Here is an 18577-nt window from a genome sequence, read left to right on the forward strand (position 1 = left end):
TCCGCCATGGGCTTCTTCAGCCGCCTCTACGGTCCCGGCACGGATGCCGCCAGCCTGGCCTGGCTGCTCGTGGGCGGTGTGGTGTCCGTGGCCATCGTGGCCGTGGGCGCCTGGCTGGTGCTGCGCGGCGAGCGGGTGCTCGGTTTCTTCACCGCCGCGCTGGCCGTGGTGGTGGCCTCCCCGGTGGCGTGGACGCACCACTGGGTGTGGGCGGTGCCGCTGGCCGTCGCGCTGTGGGAGTCCGCGCCCCGCGTGGCCCCGATGATGCGCCTGGCGCCCGGGCACCTGCGCGCGCTCGCCGGGCTGGTGGCCCTGGTGCTGGTGGCCGACGCCCACTGGTGGGCGCCGGGCCGCGAGATGAAGGAGCTCCACTGGAACCCGCTGCAGATGGTCGTGGGCAACGACTACCTGCTGGCCTTCCTCGTGCTGCTGCTCGTGCTGGGGGCCGGCGTGGTGCGCGGTGGGGCGCTGGCGCCCTGGCGCGAGGGTGCTGCCAGCCGCGACTCCCGCGCTCAGGCCTCCGGCGAGGCGAGCTCGGCGGGCACCTCCTCGGCATCGAGGATGCGGTAGGCGTACCCCTGCTCGGCGAGGAAGCGCTGGCGGTGCGCGGCGAACTCGGCGTCCACCGTGTCGCGCGTGACCACCGTGTAGAAGTGCGCGGTGCGCCCGTCGCTCTTGGGGCGCAGCACGCGACCCAGCCGCTGGGCCTCCTCCTGGCGTGACCCGAAGGTGCCGGAGACCTGCACGGCCACCGACGCCTCGGGCAGGTCGATGGAGAAGTTGGCCACCTTGCTCACCACCAGACGGGTGATCTCCCCGGTGCGGAAGGCCTCGAACAGCCGGCCACGCTCCTTCTGCGGGGTCTCGCCGGTGATGATGTCGCAGTCCAGCCGGTTGGCGATCTCCTCGAGCTGCTCCAGGTACTGGCCGATGACGAGCAGCTGGTCCCCGGCGTGGTGCTCCACGATGCGCTCGAGCACCGGCAGCTTGGCCGCGGCGCAGGCGGCCAGGCGGTAGCGGGTGTCCGGCTCGGCGGTGGCGTAGGCGATGCGGTCGGACTCGGGCAGGGTGACGCGCACCTCCACGCAGTCCGCCGGGGCGATCCAGCCCTGGGCCTCGATGTCCTTCCACGGCGCGTTGTACCGCTGCGGGCCGATGAGGCTGAACACCTCGTCCTCGCGGCCGTCCTCGCGGACCAGGGTGGCCGTCAGACCCAGCCGGCGGCGGGCCTGCAGGTCGGCCGTCATCCGGAAGATCGGGGCCGGCAGCAGGTGCACCTCGTCGTAGACCACCAGGCCCCAGTCGCGGGCGTCGAGCAGGTCCAGGTGCGTGTACACGCCCTTCCGGCGGGTGGTGAGCACCTGGTAGGTGGCGATGGTGACCGGCCGCACCTCCTTGACCGCGCCGGAGTACTCGCCGATCTCGTCCTCGGTGAGGGTGGTGCGGCGCAGCAGCTCGGCCTTCCACTGCCGGGCCGACTGGGTGTTGGTCACGAGGATCAGCGTGGTGGTCTGCTGGCGGGCCATCGCCCCGGCGCCCACCAGGGTCTTGCCGGCGCCGCAGGGCAGCACCACCACGCCGGAGCCGCCGTCGGCGAACCCGTCCACGGCGTGCTGCTGGTAGGGGCGCAGCTCCCAGTCGCCCTCCAGCGCGATGGGGTGGGCCTCGCCGTCGACGTAGCCGGCCTGGTCGTCGGCGGGCCAGCCGGCCTTGATGAGCTCGCTCTTGAGCGCGCCGCGCTCGGAGGGGTGCACGGCGATCGTGTCGTCGTCCACGCGGGCACCCAGCATCGGGGCGATCTTCTTCTGGCGGGAGACCTCGGTGAGCACCGCGCGGTCGGTGGAGTGCAGCACCAACCCGGCGGTGGGGTGCTGCTCCAGGGTGAGGCGGCCGTAGCGGTCCATCGTCTCGGCGATGTCCACCAGCAGCGGCTGCGGCACCGGGAAGCGGCTGTGGCTCACCAGGGCGTGCACGACCGTCTCGGCGTCCAGTCCCGCGGCGCGCGCGTTCCACAGGGCCAGCGGGGTGATGCGGTAGGTGTGCACGTGCTCCGGCGCGCGCTCCAGCTCGGCGAACGGCGCGATGGCGCGGCGGGCGGCCTCGTAGCCGTCGTGGTCTACCTCGAGGAGCACGGACTTGTCGCTCTGGACGATGAGGGGACCGGTCATGGGGGCGACAACGCGGCGGCCGGTCGCGCTGTTCCGTGGCAGCGGGTCTGCGTGGGGTGTGGGGCGTCGGGGGTGGGCCCCGGCGCGCGGCCCGGCGCACGGGAAGGCTCACCCGGCACGGGAAAGGTACTGACGGCACGGGACGTTTCGCGTGCGGGCACCACCCTTCCCGTGCCGTGTGGGGTTGCGCGCGCGGAGCCGTGGAGCCGCGGCCCGGCCCGGGGCACGCCCTCTCCCGCCCGGCCCGCCCGGTGGCACACCGCACGCGGTGCGAGGATGGGGTGACCCACGTCACCGTCCCCGAGGAGCCCCCGTGCGCACCGCCCAGATCGAGACCGCCCGCGACCTCACCCCGGACCTGGGAGCCGTCGGCGGCATGCCTGAGTCGGTCACCATCTACGAGGTCGGCCCGCGCGACGGGCTGCAGAACGAGAAGGGCGTGATCCCCACCGAGACCAAGGCCGAGTTCGTGCGCCGCCTGGTGGACGCCGGTCTGGACACCGTGGAGACGACGAGCTTCGTCCCGCAGAAGTGGGTGCCTCAGCTGGGTGACGCCGAGGAGCTCATCGGACAGCTCGGTGACCTGGCGAAGGGGCCGAAGCGGCCGGTCCTCGTGCCCAACATGAAGGGCTTGGAGCGCGCGCAGGCCCTGGGGCTCTCCAGCATCGCGGTGTTCGGCTCGGCCACCGAGGCCTTCGCGCAGAAGAACCTCAACCGGGGGCGCGAGGAGCAGTTCGAGATGTTCGCCCCGGTGGTGGAGCAGGCGCGCGCCGAGGGCATGTGGGTGCGCGCGTACGTCTCCATGTGCTTCGGCGACCCGTGGGAGGGTTCGGTGCCGGTGGAGCAGGTGGTGGACACCTGCCAGCGCCTCATGGACCTGGGCTGCGACCAGCTGAGCCTGGGCGACACCATCGGCGTGGGTACGTACGCGCACGTGCACCACCTGCTGGACGGTCTGGAGGCCGTGGGCCTGGGCACCGACCGCATCGGCGTGCACTTCCACGACACCTACGGTCAGGCCCTCTCGAACACGATGGCGGCCCTCTCCCGCGGGGTGCGCGTGGTGGACGCCTCCGCCGGTGGCCTGGGCGGCTGCCCGTACGCCAAGTCGGCCACCGGCAACCTCGCCACCGAGGACCTCGTGTGGGCCCTGGAGGGCATGGGCATCGAGCACGGCGTGGACCTGGAGAAGCTCGTGGCCACCAGCACGTGGATGGCCGAGCAGCTGGGCAAGCCCTCGGCCAGCCGGGTGGTCAAGGCGCTCGCCGGCTGACCGGGCCCCACCCCGCAGACGCAGATCCCCGCCTGCGGTCCAGAGATCCGCCCTCAGGGGCGTACCTCCGGACCGCAGGCGGGGATCCGTGGTTCAGGCGTGCGTCGATGCGGGGGCGACCGTCAGGCGGTGACCTTCCGGTCGTCGTGCTCGCCCAGCACCAGCGCGCGCATCTCGGTCTCGGAGACCTGCGCCACGGCCGTGCGGCGGCTCACCCAGAAGGCCAGGCCCAGGGCCACCCACACCACCAGCGCGATGAGGGAGGGCATCTTGAGCGCGGCCGGCGAGCCCGGCACGAGCAGCAGGCCGAGGAAGACCACGCCCGCCACGGCGCCCAGCAGCGCCATCACCTTGTTGCGGGTGGAGCGGCTGCCCTCCGGCTCGCCGGGCACCGCCGGGCTGCCGGACCAACGGAGCATCTTGTACGCCGCCGCGCAGGTGTACGTGTAGGCGATGGTGACGCCGATGGAGCTCATGTCCACGATCCACGTGAGGGCCTGGCGGCCGAACCACGGGGAGAGCAGGCAGATGCCCATGACGAAGTACACGGCGAACGCCGGGGTGTGGTGGGCGTTGAGCCCGGCGAAGCGCTCCGGGATGATCCGCGAGCGGCCCATGGCGAACAGCAGACGGCTCGAGGCCACGTAGAAGCCGTTGAGGCCGGTGGCCACCCCCATGGCCACGGAGACGCCGAGCACGAGCAGGCCCACGGTGCCGAACAGGGCGCTGATGCCGTCGGCCGTGCCCCAGATGGGCTCCTCCGCCACGAGTTGCTCCCACGGCTGAGTGGCCGCGGTGGCCACCACCATCGCGATGTAGATGGCCGCCGCGGCCACGATGGCGAAGACGATGAGGCCGAAGGCCTTGGCCGGCGGGAAGTCGAACTCCTCGGCGGCCTGGGGCACGTTGTCGAAGCCGACGAAGGCCCACGGCGCGATGGCGACGATCGCCAGGATCGCCGGCAGCGGCCCCACACCCGAGGGGACGCCGGGGGAGACGTTGGACCAGGTGCCGTCCGGGTGCAGCAGCACGCCGGCGAGAATGAGGGCCACGCCCACGAGCATCGCCATCACCATGAGGAACTGCGCGCGTCCCGACAGGGCGGTGCCGCGGGTGTTGAGCCAGGCGAAGGCCGCAAGCGCCAGCGAGGCGACGACCACCTCGCCGAGGTAGACCTGCCACCCGGCCACCTCCCACAGCGGCACCCACTCCACCAGCCACGGCACGAGGCGGCGGAAGAGCAGGGCCACGGCCGAGGCGTTGAGCGCCACGATGGCTGCGTAGCCGAGGGTGAGGAACCAGCCGCACACGAAGGCGTGGTTGCGCCCGAAGGCCTGGAAGGCGTAGGCGAACTCACCGCCGGACACCGGGAAGGTGCGGATGAGGATGCCGTAGCTCACGGCGATGAGGCACATGAGCGCCGCACCGACGGCCAGGCCGATGGCGGCGCCCAGCGGGCCGGAGGTGGCCAGCCAGTCGGTGGGGAGCACGAAGGCGCCCCACCCGATGGCCGAACCGAGTGCGATGGCCCACACCCAGTGGGGTTTGAGGGTCGATTCCAGGCTGTCGCGGTCGGCCAGCACCTCGGCGTGCGTGGCCCCGCTGTCGCGGTTGTCCATGAGTTCTCCGATGAGATGTGAGGGGACTCGTCACGCGGAATTCCACAGCTGTGACGACGGTCCATCATGCCGTGGGGAGGGTGCCGGGGTGCGATGCCGAGCCCCGCGCGCCGCCCGGAGGCCCGGCGGTGGGTGGTGCCGGTCACCGGCAGTGGGATGGACGCACTTGACAGGTCATGTTAGTTACCGTCACTGTGCCCGTGGCACGCGTCCCCGTGCCTCCAGGTTCCCCATGCTCCCTCACCTCCCTCAAGGACATCGCATGCTCACGACCACCCGTTCCCCGCGTGCCGCGGGCGCCGTCTCCGCCACTGCACTCGGCCTCGGCGCCGCAGCCGTGGCCGCGTCGGCCTCCACCGCGCACGCCGCCCCCACCACCTCCTACCTCGCCGCCGGCGACGCCGTCTCCGTCCACGTCGCCCCGGAGCCCGGTTCCGCCACGGTCGACACCCTCCTCTCGGGCCAGGCCGTGCAGGGCACCCCGCTCGACAACGGCTGGGTGCAGGTCGAGGGCGGGTACGTCCGCGCCGCCTCGCTCGTGGTCGACGAGGGCGCCGCCGCCACGGACCCGACCCAGCCCCCCGCCGCGGGTTCCGCCGCCCCCGCCGAGGGCGAGCAGGCCTTCGAGGTGACCACCTGGCTCAACGTGCGCGAGCAGCCCACCGTGGCCTCCGGCATCCGCAAGGTCTACGCCCCCGGCCAGCAGGTCACCGGCACCCCGCTGGGCAACGGCTGGGTGCAGACCGCCGACGGCTTCGTGCACGGCGCCTACCTGCGGGCCACGCAGCCGGCGGACCCCGCCACCCAGCAGACCTACCGCCTCGACCGCTCGGCCAACCTCCGCTCGGGCCCCGGCCTGCGCTTCGGGGTCGTGGGCAAGGTCCCGGCCGGCACCGTGACCGCCGGCGAGCGCGTGGGTGCCTGGATCAAGACCGACCGCGGCTACTTTTGGGGCCCCTTCGCCACCCTGGTCACCGACACCCCGGTGGACCCGCCGGTCGACCCGCCCGTGGACCCTCCGGTGGACCCGGTGGACCCGGGCGAGCAGGTCGTCAAGTACATCGACCCCGCGGGCGGTGCCCAGTTCACCCGGGTGTACACCGCGCCCGGCAGCGGGTACGCGGGCAGCGTGCCGGAGGGCGGCATCCTCCGCGGCTCCTACACCCCTGACGGCCAGTGGTTCCAGGCCGGCCCCACGAGCTTCGTCCCGGCCTCCGAGCTCACCGACGTCCACTACTCCTACACCGGCACCAACGGTCGCCTGGACCCGAGCACGCTGTGCGCCAACCCCCTCCCGGGCAAGGAGCACATGCTCATCCAGTGCGGCGCCGTGCAGCCTCTGGCCGAGCTCAACAAGGAGTACAAGAACACCTTCGGCCACGACATCGGCATCGGTGAGTGCTACCGCACCTACGAGACCCAGGTGCTGTACAAGATCCGCCGCGGCTTCTGGGCGGCCATCCCCGGCACCTCGCAGCACGGCTGGGCCGCGGCCTGCGACATCGCCGAGGGCGAGGCGCAGATCGGCTTCGGCACCCCCAAGTACAAGTGGCTCGACGCCAACGCGCCGCGCTTCGGCTGGGTGAACCCCTCCTGGGCCCGCGAGGGCGCGTACAAGCCGGAGTACTGGCACTGGGAGTTCGCCGCCCTCACCAAGTACTGAGCAGCCCCTGCTCGATGACGGAGCCCCGCACCGCTGACCTGGTCACCGCGGTGCGGGGCTCCGCCGTCTCCGGGGCCCGAGGGTCCGCCGCGGACGTGACCGGTGGCACAGTGTGCCCATGACTGCCAACCTCGGACTCTCCCTGGACCACCGCGACCCGTCGGTGCGCCCCCAGGACGACCTCTTCCTGCACGCCAACGGCACCTGGCGTGCCACCACGCAGATCCCCGACGACCGCTCCAGCTACGGCACCTTCCACATGCTGCGGGAGAAGTCCGAGGCGGACGTGCGGGCCCTCATCGAGGCCGCCGCGGAGCGGGCCGGGCAGGACGCGCAGGACGCCGACGCGGCCACCGTGGGGGCGCTCTACGCCTCGTTCATGGACACCGACGCCGTGGAGGCCGCCGGGGTGGCCGCGCTGGGGCCGGACCTGGCCGTGGTGCGCGAGGTGACCGACGCCCGCAGCCTGGCCGTGGCCCTGGGCCGCCTGCAGGCCGTGGGCGTGGCCGGCCTGGTGGTGCCCTTCGTGGACAACGACAACGAGTTCCCCGACCGCTACTCGGTCTACCTGGAGCAGCACGGCATCGGCCTGCCGGACGAGGCGTACTACCGCGAGGAGCAGCACGCGCAGGTGCTGGCCGCCTACCGCGAGCACGTGGGGCGCCAGTCGCTGGCCAGCGGGCTCGTGGCCGACGAGGAGGACGCCGCCGGGTTCGCGCAGCGCGTGGTGGACCTGGAGCGGCGCATCGCCGCCCTGCACTGGGACACCGTGGCCACGCGCGACGCCGTGAAGTCGTTCACGCCGTGGACCCGCGAGGAGCTGCTCGCCGCCACGGACGGCCTGCGCCTGGACGCGTGGGCCGAGGCGCTGGGCCTGCCCGAGGCGGGGCTGGAGCGCGTCATCGCCCGCCAGCACACCTTCCTGTCCGGGCTGCCGGCGCTCGTGGAGGGTCCCGAGGCGGCCGACGCCGCGACCTGGCGCGACTGGCTGGCGTGGCGCGTGGTGAGCTCGCGCGCGCCCTACGGGCCGGCCGCGGTGGTGGAGGAGAACTTCGACTTCTTCGGCCGCACCCTCACCGGTGCCCCGCAGATGCGCGACCGCTGGAAGCGCGGCGTGGCCTTCGTGGAGGGTGCCGCCGGCGAGCTCGTGGGCAAGCTGTACGTGGCCGAGCACTTCCCGCCGGAGCACAAGCAGGCCATGGAGCAGCTCGTGGCCCACCTCGTGGAGGCCTACCGCCGCCGCTTCGCCGAGGTGGAGTGGATGGGCGACGCCACCCGGGAGCGCGCGCTGGAGAAGCTCGAGGCCTTCCGCCCCAAGATCGGCTACCCGGAGAGGTGGAAGGACTACTCGGACCTGCACGCCGACGCCGGTGACCTCATGGGCAACGTGCGTCGGGCCGCGCAGTCCGAGACCCGGCGCGAGCTGCGCAAGATCGGTCAGCCGGTGGACCGCGACGAGTGGTTCATGCCGCCGCAGACCGTGAACGCCTACTACAACCCCGGCCTCAACGAGATCGTCTTCCCCGCGGCCATCCTGCAGCCGCCTTTTTTCGACGCCACCGCCGACGACGCGGCCAACTACGGCGGCATCGGTGGCGTCATCGGGCACGAGATCGGCCACGGGTTCGACGACCAGGGCTCCCGCTACGCGGCCTCCGGGGCGTTGGAGGACTGGTGGACCGAGGAGGACCGGGCGCGTTTCGACGCGCTGGCCCAGCAGCTCATCGCCCAGTTCGACGCCCTCGAGCCGGTGGACGCCCCGGGCACGCACGTGAACGGTGGCCTGACGGTTGGCGAGAACATCGGCGACCTGGGCGGTCTGGCCATCGGGCTGGCGGCCTACCGCATCTCCCTGGGTGGAGAGCCCGCCCCGGAGCTGGATGGCCTCACCGGTGACCAGCGCTTCTTCCTGGCCTGGGGCCAGATCTGGAACGGCACCGTCCGCGAGGCCGAGGCCCGGCGGCTGCTCGCCATCGACCCGCACGCGCCGCTGGACGCCCGCGCCAACGTGGCCCGCAACCTGGACGCCTTCCACGAGGCGTTCGGCACGCAGCCGGGCGACGGCATGTGGCTCGACCCGGCCGACCGGGTGCGCATCTTCTGAGGCACCCCGGCACGCGAGAACCCCCGTCACCCGAGGGTGGCGGGGGTTCTCCTTGTCCTGAGAAGGCAGTCGTGGTGACGACCGTCATCACACGACAAGGAGGCTCTCGACCCGGAGGGCCGGGAGCCTCGCACGGTGGGCGGGCAGACCCGCCTCACCTGCTCAGAACTTGATCAGACCGCGCTTGACGGCGTTGACCAGACGGCGGGGGATGGTGACCTCCTGGCCGTCGATGGTGCGCGTCTGCAGGGTCGGCGTCTCGGCCTTCCACTGCGAGCGGCGGTGGCGGGTGTTGCTTCGGGACATCTTGCGCTTCGGAACTGCCATGAGGGGCAGTCTACGCGAGTCCGACCCTCCTGCTTACCACGGCTGCGCCGGCGAGGCCGGCGCCACCCCACTGATGCGGTGGATGCTCCACGCCCGCGGCAGGCGCTCGGCGTCCTTCACGCCGAACAACCGGCCGCCGTCCACGCTCGTGGGGGTCACCAGGGTGCTGCGCACCGCGCCCAGGTCGTCGGTGTGCCAGATCCACACCGGGGCGCCGTCGGCGGCGGCATCGCGCAGCGCGGCCTGCACCACCACCGGGTCGCTCGTGGTGCGTGGCGGCGGGGTGGGCCCGGCCGCGCGGGTCGGCTCCCCGGCATCGGGGGTGGCGGCGGTGGCCGCCCGCAGGGCGCGGGCGCGGTCGGCGGCCAGCTCGCGGGTGAGCGGGCGCGAGCGCACCGGCGGGGCGCCGCGGGGCGTGACCCGGGCCGGGCCGGTGGTGGCGTCCTCGCCCACCGACGGGCCGTAGCCGTGGTCGCGCAGGAAGGAGCGGGCCTGGGTCGAGGAGAGGTGGCTGGTGAGCACCGTGGGCGCCACCTGTGTCAGGCCCACCGGGGCCAGTTCCGGGTCGTGGAGCATCCGGCTGGCCAGGGCGGGGTCGTCCACCGCGAGCACGGCGCGGGCGTCGCTGACGTGCACCCGCCCGTGGCCCGCGGAGACCTCGCGCAGCAGGTAGTCCACCGGTTGCGGCAGGCCCGTGGCCGATGCGGCGCTGATCGCCTCGCGCAGGTCTGCCGCCTGGTGGCCGGCGTCCAGGGCGCGGCGCAGGCTGCGTTCGCTGAAACGGTGCGTGGACGCGCCACCGCGGGACTCCACGTCCGTGGCCGCGTGGAGCAACCGGGTGAGCGCGGGGGTGGGCCGGCCGGGGACGACGGCCGTCAGGTCGGCCTGCACCAGCATCGAGGAGGTGGCCTCCGGCAGGGCGTCGGCCAGGGCGGCCGTCACGGGGCCGAGCGGGTCCTCGGGCGTGCTTCCTCCGGCCAGGGCGACCAGCCAGGGGCTCGCGGCCCAGCGGTCGGTGTGGCGCAGCGGGCTGGAGGCCAGCCCCAGCAGCCGGGCCTGCTCCAGCAGGCGGGCCACCTCGGCGGCGGCCGGTGGGCGGCGCAGCGGGTGACGCCAGGCCCAGCGGGCCAGCAGGTCCTCGGCGCCGGCGGTGGTGCCGCCCAGGTCGGCCAGCTCGGTGAGCAGGTCCTGGCGGCGGCGTCGGGCGGTGGGCGAGGCGGCGGCCGGGGCCAGGGCGTTGGTGCGGCGCTCGCCCTCGGTGTGCCCGGCATCGAGGGGGGTGGTCCACCACGCGGCCAGCAGGCGGGCGGCGCGCTCGGCGTCGTCGAGGGCCTGCCAGCGGTCGGCCTCCGGGGTGGGTCCCCACCGGTGCTCCGCGGCGCCGGGCAGGGCGCCGACGTCCACCAGGTCGGCGGCGTGGGCCACGGTGAGCAGCAGGTGGGTGGCATCGGTCTCCAGGCCCAGGCGCCGGCCCAGGGCAGTCACGTCGCGGACGCCCACGCCGCCGTTGGCCAGCACGGGGGCCGGGTCGCGCTCGAGGGTGAGCAGCAGCTCGTCCGTGAGGGCCAGCAGGCCGGAGACCTCTGCCGCGGCGGCGTCCACGCGCTGCGGGTCGTCGCCACGGCCGTCCGTGGCCGTCGGGTCGGTGGGGGTGGGCGGCTCGGTCTCGAGGTGGCGGTGGGTGCGGCCCTCGCGGAGGGCCAGGGCCACCTCGCGGGGCAGCTGCACGCGGGTGGGCGAGAGGTCGGTGAGCACGCCGTCGGCCACCAGGGCGGTGCGGGCCTCGCGGGTGGCCTGCGGGGCGCGGGCGGTCACCTCGCCCACGGGCGGTCCCCAGAGCAGGGCGTCCACGAGGGCGCGCTCCGGGCCGGTGAGGGCGGCCAGGCGGTCGGTGGGCACGGTGGGGGCCGGGGTGGCCGCGGGGGCCAGGCCGGCCGGGGTGGGCAGCAGCTCGGCCAGCACGCGCACCGGGCGGAGGCCCTCCGGGCTGCGCCAGAGCAGGGCGGCGGTCCACAGGGCGTCCAGGTGGGCGGACACGGTGGCGACGTCGGCGCCCGTGGCGGCGGCCACCGCATCGGCGGTGGCGGGGGCCAGCACCATGGCCGACTCGAGGACCTGCAGCTCCGGGCGGGTGAGGGCGTCCAGGGCGCGGGTGAGCGAGGCGGTGGTGGTGGCGGCCGCGGCCAGGGACGCGAGGTCGCCGATGGTGTGGCGCGCCAGGTCGGGGCGGGTCAGGAGCAGGTCGGTGAGCTCGGCCTCGGAGCGGCCGCGCAGGTCGGCCGCCAGGGAGCGGAAGCCGCCGGAGCCGTCGGAGGGGGTCATTCGGCCCACGGTAGTGCCCGGGCGGGGTGGTGGTGGGCGCGGCGCCCGTGTCCACCTCGAGGTCGTACCGGATGCCGCGGTGCACCGCATCGGCCTGGCGGGCGGACCGCTGAGCAGGGCGTCCTCCACGAGCACCCGGCCACGCCGATGCTCCCGTCGGCGGCGAGTCCCGGCCCTCGCCCGAGAGCAGGCGCGGCGGCATCGCCTCGAGGAGGTCGTCCACCGTCAGCCGGAGCCACGGGTCGGCCAGCCTGCCACCGGACCTCACGCGATGCCGGTGACGGGCCCCTCGCCGGTGTCGTGGGCGCGGTACATGCCCGGGGAGTTGAACGCCAGCACCACCTCGCCGGCGGGGGTGACCGCCACGAGGCCGCCGTCGCCGCCGCGGGCACCCACGAGCTCGTCGAGGGCCTCGCGCACCGCATCGGGCAGGGCCTGGCCGGCCCAGCGCAGGCGGGAGTGCACCTCGTGGGCCACCGCGCCACGGACGAACAGCTCGCCGGTGCCGGTGCAGGAGACGGCCACCGTGGCGTCGTCGGCCCAGGTGCCGCAGCCGGCCAGCGGGGTGTCGCCCACGCGGCCCGGCAGCTGCGCGGTGATGCCGCCGGTGGAGGTGGCCGCGGCCACGTGCCCCGAGGCGTCGCGGGCCACGGCGCCCACCGTGCCGTGGCGGTACTCGGTGAACGAGCCGGTCTCGCGGAGCATCTGCAGGCGGGCCTCGGTGACGTAGTACTCGGGCCCCACCAGGTCGAGCCCCCAGTGCTCCAGCAGCTCGCGGGCCGGCGCGGCCATGAGCACGTGGTCGGTGCGCTCCATCACGGCGCGGGCCGCCATGACCGGGTTGCGCGGGCCGGTGGCGCAGGTGACCGCGCCGGTGCGCGAGTCGCCGGACATGACGGCCGCGTCCAGCTCGGCCACGCCCTCGGTGGTCAGGGCCGCGCCACGGCCGGCGTTGAACGACTCGCTGTCCTCCAGCACGCGCACCGCGGCACACACCGCGTCGAGGGCGGGACCGCCGGCGTCCAGCACCTCCCGGCCGGCGCGGACGGCCGCCTCGAGGGCCGCGGTGGCCGTGCGAGCCTGCTCGTCGGTGAGCGATGCCGGGTCGACGCCGGCGCCGCCGTGCAGGGCCAGGGCCGGGCCGTCGCCGGCGGGCAGGTGGGTGAGCTGGACGGTGGGGAGAGCCATGGGGCCATTGTGCGTCGGAGGCCGGGCCACGGGGTGCCGGGGACCAGAGGGGTGGGAATGTCGCTTGCCGCGCCGCGCCGGGGCGGGGCCGGGTTCGCTGGGAGCCATGACCCTGCACGCCGACGAGCACCCCGTGACCGAGGCCGACGTCCGCCGCCTGCTGGATCGTCAGGCGCCGCGATGGGCCAGCCTGCCGCTGCGCCCGGCCGGTGGAGGTGCCCGAACCGGTGGTCGCCGGGGAGCCCGACGAGGGGTACCCCTTCGTCTGGGCCGTGCACCGCTGGATCGAGGGGGAGGAGCCCTCGGAGGCGACGGGCACCGACTGTGCCGAGTTCGCGCGCGGGTGCCGCGACGGCATCGCCGAGGTGCTGGCAGGCTGAGGATCAGCGCAGGGCCCGCTGCCCCGCTCGGACGGGGGTGTCCACGGCTCAGCGGAAGCGGTAGCCCACCCCACGCACCGTCTCGATGTGCTCGGCGCCCACCTTGGAGCGCAGCTGGCGCACGCACACGTCCACCACGTTGGAGCTCGGGTCGTGGTCCACGCCCCACACCTCGGCCAGCAGCTGCTGGCGGCTGAGCACCTGCCCGGGGTGGCGCATGAACTCCGCCAGCAGCCCGAACTCGCGGGTGGTCAACGCCCGGTCCACACCGTCGCCGCGCACCTCGCGGGTGCGGTGGTCGAGCACCAGCCCGCCGGCCTCCACCGTCATCCCGTCGCCGGTGGAGGCGGACTCGGTGCGGTCGGCCAGCCGCACGCGCACCCGGGCCAGCAGCTCGGCGAACTGGAAGGGCTTGGTCATGTAGTCGTTGGCGCCACCCTCCAGGGCGGAGACGGTGTCCTCCACGCTGTCGCGGGCGGTGAGCACCACCACCGGCACCGTGCCGCCCTGGCCCCGCAGGGCCTCCAGCAGCTCGGCCCCGTCCAGGCCCGGCAGACCCAGGTCGAGCACCACCAGGTCGAACCCGCCGTGCAGGGCCAGGGTGAGGCCCGAGCGGCCGTCGGCCACCACCTCGGTCTGGTAGCCGGCGGAGCGCAGGCCCTTCTCCAGGAAGGAGGCGATGCGGTCGTTGTCCTCGACGATCAGGATGTGCGGCATGTCAGGCGTCCTCGTCCGGGCTGTCGTGGGTGGTCGGCACGTGGCCGGGAGTGGGTACCGAGAGGGTGAACGTGGCACCGCCACCGGGGGTCTCGCTGACCTCCACGGTGCCGCCGTGTCCCTCGGCGATGGCGCGGACGATGGGCAGTCCCAGGCCCGCACCCGGGTGGTGGTGGCTGGCCCCCTCGGACCGGTGGAAGCGCTCGAAGACCCGTTGCTCCTGGCCTGCTGGCACGCCCGGCCCGTGGTCGGTCACCGCGAGCTCCAGGAACCAGCGACCGGGCTCGCGCTCCACCCAGCGGGAGGCCAGGTGGATCCGGTCGCCCTCGGCGGTGTGCTGGACGGCGTTGCGGGCCAGCTGCAGCACGGCCTGGGCGAGCCGCTGGCCGTCCACGGCCGCGGTGCCCTCGGCCACCTCGTCGAGCACCCAGTCACGCGGGCCCAGGCGCTGCACGTTGGAGTCCAGCTCCAGCGTCAGGGCGGCCACGTCCTGCGGGCTGCGGCGCACGTGGTCGGGGCGGTCGGCCTTGGCCAGGGTGAGCAGGTCGGCCACCATCCGGCTCATCCGGTCGAGCTCGCTGGTCACCAGGGCCAGGGTCTCCTCGCGCTCGACGGGGTCGTCCCCCATCAGCTCCAGGTGGCCGCGGATGATGGTGATGGGCGTGCGCAGCTCGTGCCCGGCGTCGTCGACGAACTGGCGCTGGGAGGCGAACGCCTCCTCGAGGCGGTCGAGCACCCCGTTGAAGGTGCGGCCGAGGTCGGCCACCTCGTCGTTGCCGGAGACCTCGAGGCGGCGGGTGAGGTCCCGCTCGGAGATCTCCTGGGCGGTGCCCTGGAACCGGCGCAGCGGCGTGAGCACCCGCCCGGCCAGGAACCAGGCGGCCACCCCGGTGAGCAGTAGGGCCACCAGCGCGACCGGGGCCGCCCGGCGCACCACCGCGGTGAGCACCTCGTCGTTGCGGTGGGGCAGGGCCAGCACCGTGAGGGTGCCCCGGGAGCCGCCCACGGTGACCGTGGCGTTGCCGTAGCGCGCCTCGCCGAGTGGGGTCTCCACCACACCGGAGTCCCCGGAGCGGATGTCGTGCCACAGCGCGGTGTCGGCCAGCAGCTGGCGGGTGTCGCCCACCGAGGCGCCGGAGACCTGCAGCACCTGGCCCTCCTGGGTGCGCCCGACGATGAGCTCGGCGGAGCTGGGCTGCTGGCGGGAGAGGAAGGTCTCCAGCAGGCCCTCGGGGTCGGCGAAGGGCTCGCCGGTCTCCGGGTCCACGCCGTTCTGGGTGAACTGGCGGAACTCCCGCAGCTCCTGCACCACGTCCTCGTTGGCGCGGGTGGCGTTGTCGGCGCGCACCAGGCCGTAGGTGAGGGCGATGAGGGAGGCCAGCGCGAGGGCGACGATGCCCACCATCGAGAGGACGATGCGGCCGCGGAGCCCCAGCCGGCGCGGGTGGCGGTCAGTCGTCGAGGTCGTCATCGTCGTCCTGGTCGTCGGCGGTGTCGTCCTGGTCGTCCGCGTCGTCGCCGGTGGGGGCGGGCGGCGTCGGTGAGGGGTCGGACGGCGGCTGCACCGTCCGCGTGACCGTCGGGGGGACCGTGCGCGGCTCGGTGGACGTGGGGCGGGGCGCGGCGTCCGGGGCGCCCTGCCTGGTCGAGGGGGAGGCGCTCGGTGCCGGGGTCGACGGGACGTCCTGCGAGGGAGCACTCGGGGGTGTGCCGCCCGGCTGGGAGGGAGAGGTGGAGTCCGACGGGGTGGGAGCGGAGTCCGACGGGGCGGTGGCGGCCGGGGCCGGCACCTCCCCCAGGTCGGTGGTGTCCGGGGCGCCGGGCGTGCGCAGCCCCATCGCCAGGAGGGGCAGGGCCACGGCCAGCAGCACCAGGGTCAACAGGGCGGGCAGGTACTTGCTCACGGGGTCCTTCCGGGCAGGAGGGCGTTCTCGGGGATGGTGCCGTGCGCGGCCGACACGAGCGACAGGGGGGTGGGGCTGTCCAGGTCCCAGGTGGGCCAGCCCGGTGGGCGGTCGCCCCCGACTGAGAGCACCACGCCGGGGTAGTTCTCCAGGGCACGGTGCACCTGCTGCAGGGCCGGTCCGGAGAGGCGGTCGGCCACCCCGTCCAGCACCAGGAGGCGCGGTGCGCCGTACAGGCCGCGGGCCAGCTGCAGCAGCACACGCTGCTCGCGGTCCAGCGGCTCACCGCCCCGGCGCAGGGTGGTGCGTTCACCCCTCGGCAGCGCCGCCACCACCTCGTCCAGGCCCACGGCCGCCAGCACCGGGTCGATGGGGTCGTCGGAGTCCGGACGGCGGTAGCGCACGGCGCGCGACAGGCGTCCCTGCTCCAGCGGCGCGTCGGCGGCCACATAGCCCAGCAGGCGGCGGCGCCGGCGCGGGGCGACCGCCGTGAGGTCCCAGCCGTCCAGCTGCGCCCACCCGTCGGCCGGGGCCTCGTCACCCACCAGCAGGTCCACCACGTGGGCGGTGCGCTCCGGGTCGGTGCTGTGCACGTGCACACGGCTCCCCGGGGCGGCCAGCAGCTCCGGGAGCGGGGTGCCCAGCCCGTCCTGCAGGCCGCCCAGGTGCAGCAGACCGCGGGCGCTGCCCCGTCGGCGAGGGCGCTCCGCCTCCGTGACGGGGGCCGGCTCATCACGGCGCAGGGCCCTGGCCAGCACGAGGCTCGCAGCCAGGTGCCCCTGGCGGTACTCGCCCACCCGGCCCAGGTCCTGCACCGGGGTGGACACCAGGCCCACCAGCAGCAGGGCCGTGGCGAAGCGCTCGGGGGTCAGGTCGGTCCACGGGGCGGTGAGGCCGGCGAGCACCATGGCCACCACCGCCACCGCGGCGGCCCCGCCCCGCATCACGCCGGCCGCCCGGGCCCGGCGCACGGCGAGGTGGCGCACCCTCTCGCTGTGCTCCTCGACCCGGCGGACCTCCCGTTCCTCGCCTCCCGCGGCGCGGATGACGCTGGCGGCCTGCACCGTGTCGGCGATGTGGGAGGCCATGCGCCCGCGGCGTCGGCGCAGCTCCCGGCTGCGCCGCAGCACGGGACCGGCGAGGGCGAGCAGCAGCACCCCCATCGCCAGCAGCGCAGCGCCCACCGCCACGCCCAGCTCCCAGGCCATGAGCGACAGCGCCACCACGACGCCGACCAGCAGCGGCACGCCCGAGACCAACGGGGCGATCCCCATCGCGATCCACGACCGGACGGCCGAGAGGTCGTTGGTGGTGCGGGCCACCAGCACCCCGAGGTGGGCGTGGCGTCCCGGGCGCAGGGCAGTGCCCACCAGCAGCCGGCGCACCTCCATCACGTAGTGCTGGCCCAGCATCTCGGCCAGCACCCACTCGGCCCACCGCATCGCGCCCACGGCCAGGGCGGCCGCGATCAGCCCCACGGCCAGGGCGGTGCGCGCAGCGGCGTCCGGGGCGCCCAGCAGCTGTGGCGTGAACCAGGCGATGCCGGCCGCGGCCGCCGACTGCAGCAGGCCGCACAGGACCAGACCCACCAGGTGGGTGCGGCGGACGCCGTGCCACACCGGGGGGAGCTCGGCGGCCGCGTCGCGGGCGCTCTGCTCCTCCCCGGGGAGACGGGTGCTGGGGAGGACCCGCATCAGAGGCCCAGCAGGGCGCGCACCGTCTCCGGCTCGGAGAGGGTGAAGGTGTCCACCAGCGGCAGGTCGAGCACCGCGGCGGCCTCGCGGGAGGCCAGCGGGGAGGCGGTCACCGCGCCGGAGACGCCCACCACCGGCAGGCCCGCCTCGCGCAGCGTGCGCACGCCGGCCACCGCCCCCAGGGCCTCGCCCACGGCCAGCACGATGCCGTCGGCGTCGGCCAGCGAGCCGTCGTGGAGCAGGTGGTGGGTCTCGCGCTGGAACAGGCCGTCGGCGATCTCCACAACCACCACGTCGGGGGCGTCGGCGGCCAGCTCGTCGCGCACCGAGCGCACCAGGTGGCCGGTCTCCTCGAGGTCCAGGCGGAAGGTGCTGCCGTAGCCGAAGTCGGTGAAGTCCAGCACCTTGGCGGCACCGGAGTCGGTGAACAGCCCCGGGTCGCCCCACGCGCCGGTGCCGGTGGCCTTGCCCGCGGCAACGGTGAGCCCGGCCCGGCTCAGGCCGCGCACGATGTTGGCCACCACGGTGGTCTTGCCGGCGTTCATGGAGCTGCCCAGCACCACGACGGTGCGGGTGGCGGTGTCGCGGCGCGTGGGGGTCGGCTCGGTGGAGACCGCGCAGGGGGACACGTCGCGGAGGGTGATGCGGCGGCCGTCGGCCTGGGCCAGCAGCCCCAGCGGCTCGAGGACGGTGGGTGCCTCGGTCCTGCCGTGGCGCTCCACCACGTCGGCGGCCAGCCCACCGGCGGCGGCCAGGTGGGTGTGGGCCAGCGAGCCGGGCACGACGGCCTCGAACTGGTCGGGGGCGTAGCGGTCGCCGTAGGCCACCAGCACCTCGTCGCCGGGGTAGAGGGTCTGGCGGCGGCCGCCGGCGCCCGGCACCTTCTTGTGGTGGCCCATCGAGACGACGCGGGCGAGCACCACGTCGCCGGCGCGGGGCGCGACGTCGGCGCCGGCCAGCAGGTGCAGGTCCTCGGCGTCCTCGGCCAGTCGGGCAGCCAGGTGACGGGTGGTGTAGGCCACCTTGGCGGCGCGCAGGCGGGCGGCGTCCACGGGTGTGGTCGTGGAGCTGGTGGGGCGGGTGGCCGCCGAGGGGTCGCCGGCCACCGGGGCGATGCCGGCCACCAGGTCGACGGACGGGGTGGTGCGCTCCGGGTGGCCGGTGGTCGGCGGGGTGGCGAGGGTGGGGGCGGTCTCGAGGGTGGCGGTCACGGGGGTT

General features: G+C 74.8%; 14 protein-coding genes and 1 pseudogene. 5 read left to right on the forward strand and 10 right to left on the reverse strand.

Going from position 1 to position 18577, the window contains the following annotated elements:
- Positions 1-570, forward strand: a pseudogene (locus CYJ76_RS12375) (hypothetical protein); the annotation flags it as partial.
- Here the strand turns inward: CYJ76_RS12375 and CYJ76_RS02890 are convergent.
- The gene (locus CYJ76_RS02890) at positions 513-2168 is read right to left on the reverse strand and encodes a DNA repair helicase XPB (protein ID WP_101849207.1); all 1656 of its coding nucleotides are present in this window, start codon (positions 2166-2168) and stop codon (positions 513-515) included. The pseudogene CYJ76_RS12375 and the gene CYJ76_RS02890 sit on opposite strands and share 58 nt — an antisense overlap.
- Before the next feature lie 376 nt (positions 2169-2544).
- Here CYJ76_RS02890 and CYJ76_RS02895 point away from each other — a divergent pair, with 376 nt between their 5' ends.
- The gene (locus CYJ76_RS02895; protein WP_070705639.1) at positions 2545-3441 is read left to right on the forward strand and encodes a hydroxymethylglutaryl-CoA lyase; all 897 of its coding nucleotides are present in this window, start codon (positions 2545-2547) and stop codon (positions 3439-3441) included.
- Positions 3442-3563: 122 nt separating this feature from the next.
- Here the strand turns inward: CYJ76_RS02895 and CYJ76_RS02900 are convergent, their stop codons facing one another.
- Positions 3564-5060: an APC family permease gene (locus tag CYJ76_RS02900; RefSeq protein WP_070705633.1), complete on the reverse strand. Its 1497-nt coding sequence runs from the start codon at positions 5058-5060 to the stop codon at positions 3564-3566.
- A 262-nt stretch (positions 5061-5322) separates the two neighbouring features.
- Between CYJ76_RS02900 and CYJ76_RS13050 the strand changes: the two genes are divergently transcribed.
- Both CYJ76_RS13050 and CYJ76_RS02910 read left to right on the forward strand, forming a co-directional pair.
- On the forward strand, positions 5323-6723 hold the full coding sequence (locus tag CYJ76_RS13050; protein ID WP_070705632.1) for a D-alanyl-D-alanine carboxypeptidase family protein: 1401 nt from the start codon (positions 5323-5325) through the stop codon (positions 6721-6723).
- A gap of 118 nt (positions 6724-6841) precedes the next feature.
- The gene (locus CYJ76_RS02910) at positions 6842-8827 is read left to right on the forward strand and encodes a M13 family metallopeptidase (protein ID WP_101849208.1); all 1986 of its coding nucleotides are present in this window, start codon (positions 6842-6844) and stop codon (positions 8825-8827) included.
- Between the two features lie 162 nt (positions 8828-8989).
- Here the strand turns inward: CYJ76_RS02910 and rpmF are convergent, their stop codons facing one another.
- The 3 genes from rpmF to CYJ76_RS02925 form a co-directional block, all read right to left on the reverse strand.
- On the reverse strand, positions 8990-9154 hold the full coding sequence (gene rpmF / locus CYJ76_RS02915; protein WP_070705630.1) for a 50S ribosomal protein L32: 165 nt from the start codon (positions 9152-9154) through the stop codon (positions 8990-8992).
- Between the two features lie 33 nt (positions 9155-9187).
- Positions 9188-11476 (reverse strand): helicase-associated domain-containing protein, encoded by a 2289-nt coding sequence (locus CYJ76_RS13055; protein ID WP_101849209.1) that lies wholly within the window; start codon positions 11474-11476, stop codon positions 9188-9190.
- Between the two features lie 264 nt (positions 11477-11740).
- Positions 11741-12664 (reverse strand): isoaspartyl peptidase/L-asparaginase family protein, encoded by a 924-nt coding sequence (locus tag CYJ76_RS02925; RefSeq protein ID WP_101849210.1) that lies wholly within the window; start codon positions 12662-12664, stop codon positions 11741-11743.
- 215 nt (positions 12665-12879) lie between these two features.
- Here CYJ76_RS02925 and CYJ76_RS12380 point away from each other — a divergent pair, with 215 nt between their 5' ends.
- The gene (locus tag CYJ76_RS12380; protein ID WP_180802190.1) at positions 12880-13044 is read left to right on the forward strand and encodes a hypothetical protein; all 165 of its coding nucleotides are present in this window, start codon (positions 12880-12882) and stop codon (positions 13042-13044) included.
- A gap of 48 nt (positions 13045-13092) precedes the next feature.
- Here CYJ76_RS12380 and CYJ76_RS02930 read toward each other — a convergent pair whose 3' ends face one another.
- The 5 genes from CYJ76_RS02930 to CYJ76_RS02950 are packed head-to-tail and all read right to left on the reverse strand — an operon-like array spanning position 13093 to position 18570.
- Entirely contained in the window at positions 13093-13761 is a 669-nt protein-coding gene (locus CYJ76_RS02930) for a response regulator transcription factor (RefSeq protein WP_070705934.1), read from the reverse strand.
- 1 nt (position 13762) lies between these two features.
- The gene (locus tag CYJ76_RS02935) at positions 13763-15232 is read right to left on the reverse strand and encodes a sensor histidine kinase (RefSeq protein WP_070705932.1); all 1470 of its coding nucleotides are present in this window, start codon (positions 15230-15232) and stop codon (positions 13763-13765) included.
- Entirely contained in the window at positions 15213-15665 is a 453-nt protein-coding gene (locus CYJ76_RS02940) for a hypothetical protein (RefSeq protein ID WP_101849211.1), read from the reverse strand. Before CYJ76_RS02940 ends, CYJ76_RS02935 begins: the two co-directional genes overlap by 20 nt.
- Positions 15662-17359, reverse strand: coding sequence for an ABC transporter transmembrane domain-containing protein (locus CYJ76_RS02945; protein WP_101849212.1), 1698 nt, complete (start codon positions 17357-17359; stop codon positions 15662-15664). Before CYJ76_RS02945 ends, CYJ76_RS02940 begins: the two co-directional genes overlap by 4 nt.
- Complete coding sequence (locus CYJ76_RS02950; protein ID WP_083323716.1) at positions 17359-18570, reverse strand: hypothetical protein; 1212 nt, start codon at positions 18568-18570, stop codon at positions 17359-17361. The genes CYJ76_RS02945 and CYJ76_RS02950 overlap by 1 nt, the downstream gene beginning before the upstream one ends.
- Between the last annotated feature and the right edge of the window lie 7 nt (positions 18571-18577).

Origin of the sequence: Kytococcus schroeteri (assembly GCF_002847825.1) — a bacterium.
Taxonomy (GTDB): domain Bacteria; phylum Actinomycetota; class Actinomycetes; order Actinomycetales; family Dermatophilaceae; genus Kytococcus; species Kytococcus schroeteri.

Coding starts and splice junctions, on each gene's coding strand:
- CYJ76_RS02890 (WP_101849207.1), bottom strand. CDS start 2,168: ATGACCGGTCCCCTCATCGTCCAGAGCGACAAGTCCGTGCTCCTCGAG.
- CYJ76_RS02895 (WP_070705639.1), top strand. CDS start 2,545: ATGCCTGAGTCGGTCACCATCTACGAGGTCGGCCCGCGCGACGGGCTG.
- CYJ76_RS02900 (WP_070705633.1), bottom strand. CDS start 5,060: ATGGACAACCGCGACAGCGGGGCCACGCACGCCGAGGTGCTGGCCGAC.
- CYJ76_RS13050 (WP_070705632.1), top strand. CDS start 5,323: ATGCTCACGACCACCCGTTCCCCGCGTGCCGCGGGCGCCGTCTCCGCC.
- CYJ76_RS02910 (WP_101849208.1), top strand. CDS start 6,842: ATGACTGCCAACCTCGGACTCTCCCTGGACCACCGCGACCCGTCGGTG.
- rpmF (WP_070705630.1), bottom strand. CDS start 9,154: ATGGCAGTTCCGAAGCGCAAGATGTCCCGAAGCAACACCCGCCACCGC.
- CYJ76_RS13055 (WP_101849209.1), bottom strand. CDS start 11,476: ATGACCCCCTCCGACGGCTCCGGCGGCTTCCGCTCCCTGGCGGCCGAC.
- CYJ76_RS02925 (WP_101849210.1), bottom strand. CDS start 12,664: ATGGCTCTCCCCACCGTCCAGCTCACCCACCTGCCCGCCGGCGACGGC.
- CYJ76_RS02930 (WP_070705934.1), bottom strand. CDS start 13,761: ATGCCGCACATCCTGATCGTCGAGGACAACGACCGCATCGCCTCCTTC.
- CYJ76_RS02935 (WP_070705932.1), bottom strand. CDS start 15,232: ATGACGACCTCGACGACTGACCGCCACCCGCGCCGGCTGGGGCTCCGC.
- CYJ76_RS02945 (WP_101849212.1), bottom strand. CDS start 17,359: ATGCGGGTCCTCCCCAGCACCCGTCTCCCCGGGGAGGAGCAGAGCGCC.